Source organism: Mesorhizobium sp. P5_C1 (genome assembly GCF_054049815.1).
Genome location: NZ_JBFULQ010000432.1, coordinates 1 through 4719, shown reverse-complemented (window position 1 = coordinate 4719; position 4719 = coordinate 1). Strand labels below are relative to the sequence as shown.

Here is a 4719-nt window from a genome sequence, read left to right as displayed (position 1 = left end):
ATGTAGGATTGGCCGGCGTTCAGGCTCYCGACCTTCCGGGCTTCGATGTCGAAGCCGGAAACCGGGAAGCCGGCGCGTGCGATCGCAACCGCCAGCGGCAAACCGACATAGCCCAGTCCGATCACGCCGACTTGCGCGGTGCGCGTCGAGATACGGCTCAGAAGACGGTCATATGTCGATTGTGAGGCGTCCAAGAATCTGCTTTCCCGTCAATTCGGACAGGCTGTCCGCTCCCATGGCCGAGGCATATTGCGGAAAAACGATTTCCGCAAGCCGTCGTCAGACCGGCACCTTCGCCTTCAGGCTTGCGGCAGCCATCGCATAGCCGCCGGCGGYGCCATCGATGAAATGAAGATGATCGCGCTGCAGCGGCGAGGCGACGAGGCATGTCATCAAGGCCGATTTCTGGCGGTGCAGGCCATAGTTGCAGATGCCCGCCTCTTCCGCCTGTTTCAGCCGGTTCTCGATCCGTTGCAACACATCCGCGTCAACGTCGATGGTCATCTTCAAGCCGTCGTCGAACTTCCGGAAATCCGAATTGCTGGCCACTTCGCGTTTGTAGACCTTCGGATCGAAACGGCCGATCGTCCAGCCAAATCGATCGGTGACAGCCGTAAGCGTCATCAGGAACACTATCCACAGCTTCGACGCCCACCGCCATCCTGCCGGCGCGGTGGCCCGCGCCTCGATATCGAGGCCGGCGGGCAGCAAACTGTAGCCCGGTCCGTTCACCGGCACCGGGTGGCCATCGCGTTCCTCCCTGCCGGCAAGGGCGATGATGTCGGAAGCCAGGAACTGAAAACCGCGCAAGTCGCGCGACGCCCCCGGTATGGCTATGATCGAGACGATTTCGCCATGGCGGGCTTCGATTGGGTTCCAGCGGCAGGAGAGGCCGGTCAGATCCGGCCGCGCGCCGGCCGGCGCAGGATCGATGCGGTAGCGCCCCGCTTTCATCTCGGCTTCCGCCCAACTGCCGCCACCTCCGGCGAACATGGCATAGAAGACCGCTTCGGAGGCCTGGAACCGCGCCACGCGAACGTCGAAGCCGTGCGCTCTTACATCCTTTATCGGCACGATCGCGGCACGCAAGGTCAGGTCCAGTTCGTCCGCCACCCATCTCTGGACAGCCGCCAGCGCGTTGCGGGTGATCTCCAGCGCCGAGCCGGGAAACGCCACGAGCGCGCCGTCGCCGCCGAAGACAAAGGGAAGATCTTGCCGGCCCAGCGCATTGAGCAGTGCCGAGATGACGCTGGCGCCGGCCATATTGACGGTCTTATAGCGCCCAGCCTCGATCGCCTTGGTCGAGCCGACGATGTCGGCGGTGGCCAGCGCCCAGCCATCGGGCAAAGGCCGATAATTGTCGATATCGGCAACGCTTTCGAACTTTGCGAAGACCGGCAAGGACGCGACAAACGGGTCGGGCGCGGCAGCTGTTTCCATAACCATCAGATAGCACATTCCACTGCTTGAAGGTGAAGTCGATCATGCTACGAAATTGACTTGCGCAGGCTTTCCGATGATAGGGTCGCGCGATGCGAATTGCCTTCTACGCGCCGCTGAAGTCGCCCAATCATCCGGTTGCCTCCGGCGACCGCCAGATGGCACGGATGCTGGTCAAGGCGCTGGAGAATGGAGGGCATAGCGTCGAACTGGCATCCGAACTGCGCTWCTATTTACGCGAGCCGGAGCCGAAAAGTTTCGATGCGCTCAAGATCGAAGCCCGAGAGGAAGCCGCACGGCTGACAAAGCTTTGGGATCGTCACGGCAAGCCCGATCTCTGGTTCTCCTATCATCCCTACTACAAGGCGCCCGACCTGATCGGGCCCGAGTTGGCATCGGCCTTTGCCGTCCCCTATGTGACCGCGGAAGCCTCCTATTCGAGGCGGCGCAACGCCGGCTTGTGGGCCGACACGCAAGCGTTGGTGGCGGCAGCCGTCGAACAGGCGGCGCTGAACATCTGCTTCACGCAAAGGGATCGCCAAGGACTGGCAAATGCGATTCCCGACGCCGCTCTCGGTATGCTTTGGCCCTTCATCGACACATCGGTATTCCGGGAAATGCCGGCACGGGGTTGTCCGACGCGCCTCGTTACCGTCGCCATGATGCGCCAGGGCGACAAGGTCGAAAGCTATCGCATGCTGGCTCAGGCGCTCGGTCCGATCCGCCATCTGCCCTGGACCATTTCGGTCGTCGGGGACGGGCCCGCCCGTGACGAGGTCAAAGCGCAATTCGCCGGCTTGCCGGCCGACCGTATCGAATGGCTTGGCGCAATCGAGCCGGCCGCCGTGCCTGATGTGCTCTACAGGGGGGGAATTTACGTCTGGCCGGGCTACGGCGAGGCCTATGGCGTTGCCTATCTTGAAGCACAGGCCGCCGGCCTTCCGGTGGTGGCTCAGGACATTGCCGGCGTGCCGGAGGTCGTGCGGGATGGCCAGACCGGGTTTCTCACCCCGCCGGGCGATGTGGCGGCGTTCGCTTCCGCCATCGAAAGGCTTCTGGCCCGTAACGACGAAAGAACCATCATGGCCGAAAAAGCCAGACGTTTCATCCTCGAAGAACGCTCCCTTGGTGCTGCTGCCGCGCGTCTGGCCGAACTTCTTTCGAGGATCCCCGTTTCATGACACCCGATCGGATCTGGCAGCCCTTGGTGGCAGAACTGGCGCGCTGGCAACGGGCGGGCCGCAAGGCAGAGTTCTGGCTGCGCGACGATGACGCCGTGGAGCCAACGCCGGCGCTTGATCGGCTGCTCGCCCTCACCGGCGAATTCGCGGTTCCCGTCACTCTGGCCGTCATTCCGGCCCTGACGGATGAGAAGCTTGCCGCCCGGCTTGACGAGGCGCAGCACGCCACGGTCGCCATCCATGGCTGGGCGCATCGAAATCATGCGCCCGGGGACCAGAAAAAGCAGGAGCTCGGCACGCATCGGCCACGCGCGGCGGTGCTGGATGATCTGGCTCGCGGGCTGTCGCACCTGACCGGCCTGCACGGCGCACGTGCCGTTCCGATGCTGGTGCCACCCTGGAACAGGATCGACGCCGGCCTGGTATCCTACCTTGGATCGATAGGATTTGCGGCATTGTCGGTCTATGGGCCGCCAAGGCCGGCTTCACTGGCGGTCATCAACAGCAATGTCGACATCATGGATTGGCATGGCAGGCGCGGCTGCCGCGATCATGGCCTGTTGGTTCAGGCGATCGTCGCGCAATTGCAGCATGCATGCGACGGYGGCGAACCGGTCGGCCTGCTCACCCACCATCTCGTCCATGATGAATCGGCCTGGCTTTTCCTCGAACGGCTGTTCACGGTCAGCGCACGGACTGAAGCCTGCGCGTGGCTTCCGATCAGGACATTGATCGAGCGCAGCGCCGGTAGGCGAAAATAGCTCAGCGCTTCTTGTGCAATGAGACTGGGAATTTGAGCGTCTGGCCATCGCGCGCGGCAAAAGCGCCGGCAAACCTTTTTCTGGCCAGTTTCTCGATCTCGTCCAGTTGCTCGTCGGTGCGTGTCGGATCGTGGTGAAACAGGGCGAGCCCCCGCGCACCGGCCGCCTCACAGAGTTTGACGCCCTGTTGCCATGTCGAGTGCCCATGACCGCGGCGGCGTTCCATTTCCTCCTCGGTGTAGGTGCAATCGTAAACGACGAGGTCGGCATCTTCGATCAGGCTGAGCACCGCCTGATCGAGTTTGTCCGGCTCATGCTCGGTGTCGGTGATCACCGCCACGACGCGGCCGCCCCATTCGACCCGGTAGCCTATGCAGCCGCCCGGATGGACAAGGCTGCCGGTTCGGACCACCACCCCTTTGCGCGGCCGAAGCACGTCTCCGGATACGAAATCGTGGTAGTCGAGGCTTGCCTTGCAGATATCCAGTGTCACCGGAAACCACGGCGGCCGTATGAACTCATCGACCATCTGCCTGGTCGTCATGCGTCCTGCAAGATGCCCGGACCAAAGCGCAATCTTGATACTCCGGTCATAGATCGGCGCAAACACCGGTAGCCCGATGATATGATCGTAATGGCAATGGGTGAAAAACAGGTCGAAATCGGTCACGCCCGACGCCCGAAGCGCCGCGCCGGCGGGCCGTAGGCCAGAGCCCGCGTCGAACAGAAGCGTATGCCTGCCGCATCGCATCTCGATGCAGATGGTGTTGCCGCCATAGCGGGAGAATTCTGGCCCCGATACCGAAATGCTGCCGCGCACCCCCCAAAACCTGACCAGGAAAACATCGTCGTCCATGCTAGCCCTTCGTACTCCCCGTCACCCATCGTAGCCAAACAACGGCTACTAGGCGAGACAGGTTTTCTCCGGGTGGCCCTCTCAGAGGCCGTGCCATCGCGACGGCGAGGATTGAAGCCGCGCCATTCGTTATTTAGCGCTTCGTGCGTCGATCAGATCCGCGGTCGTATGGCTTAGGCGGTCGGCAAGAACCCGCAATATCTCGATGGTCATTTCCGGGTACTCCCGCATAAGCCTCAGGAAATGATCCTTGCGGATTCTCAGGGCTTCCACCGGACTGGCCGCTCTGACGGTGGCTGTGCGCGAGCTGTTGCACAGTATGGCAATCTCGCCAACAATCGAATTTGGCACCATTTCGGCAATTTTTATCGGTCCGCTGTCGGAATCGACCAGAATATCCGCGCTGCCTGAAAGGATGACATAGGCGGCGTCTCCCTCGTCGCCCTGCCGGAAAAGGATCTGGCCGGCGCTGTAGCTTACC

6 protein-coding genes are annotated in these 4719 nt (G+C 62.3%); 2 read left to right on the top strand and 4 right to left on the bottom strand.

Annotation, left to right across the window (positions count from 1 at the left end; all coding sequences use genetic code 11):
• A partial coding sequence (locus ACXJ7R_RS25085) for an NAD(P)-binding domain-containing protein (protein ID WP_457154176.1) occupies nucleotides 1-194 on the bottom strand: 194 nt, incomplete at its 3' end.
• 85 nt (nucleotides 195-279) lie between these two features.
• Nucleotides 280-1458: a DUF3095 domain-containing protein gene (locus ACXJ7R_RS25080; protein WP_457154175.1), complete on the bottom strand. Its 1179-nt coding sequence runs from the start codon at nucleotides 1456-1458 to the stop codon at nucleotides 280-282.
• A 74-nt stretch (nucleotides 1459-1532) separates the two neighbouring features.
• Between ACXJ7R_RS25080 and ACXJ7R_RS25075 the strand changes: the two genes are divergently transcribed.
• Nucleotides 1533-2621 carry a glycosyltransferase family 4 protein gene (locus ACXJ7R_RS25075; RefSeq protein WP_457154174.1) on the top strand — a complete coding sequence of 363 codons (1089 nt, stop codon included), beginning with the start codon at nucleotides 1533-1535 and terminating at the stop codon, nucleotides 2619-2621.
• Entirely contained in the window at nucleotides 2618-3382 is a 765-nt protein-coding gene (locus ACXJ7R_RS25070) for a polysaccharide deacetylase family protein (RefSeq protein WP_457154173.1), read from the top strand. The genes ACXJ7R_RS25075 and ACXJ7R_RS25070 overlap by 4 nt, the downstream gene beginning before the upstream one ends.
• Nucleotide 3383: 1 nt before the next feature.
• Here ACXJ7R_RS25070 and ACXJ7R_RS25065 read toward each other — a convergent pair whose 3' ends face one another.
• Together ACXJ7R_RS25065 and ACXJ7R_RS25060 are read right to left on the bottom strand one after the other, a co-directional pair.
• A complete protein-coding gene (locus ACXJ7R_RS25065; RefSeq protein ID WP_457154172.1) occupies nucleotides 3384-4238 on the bottom strand; it encodes an MBL fold metallo-hydrolase in 855 nt (284 codons plus the stop codon).
• A 129-nt stretch (nucleotides 4239-4367) separates the two neighbouring features.
• Nucleotides 4368-4719, bottom strand: a 352-nt coding sequence (locus ACXJ7R_RS25060) for a cyclic nucleotide-binding domain-containing protein (RefSeq protein WP_457154171.1), incomplete at its 5' end; no start/stop codon positions are given.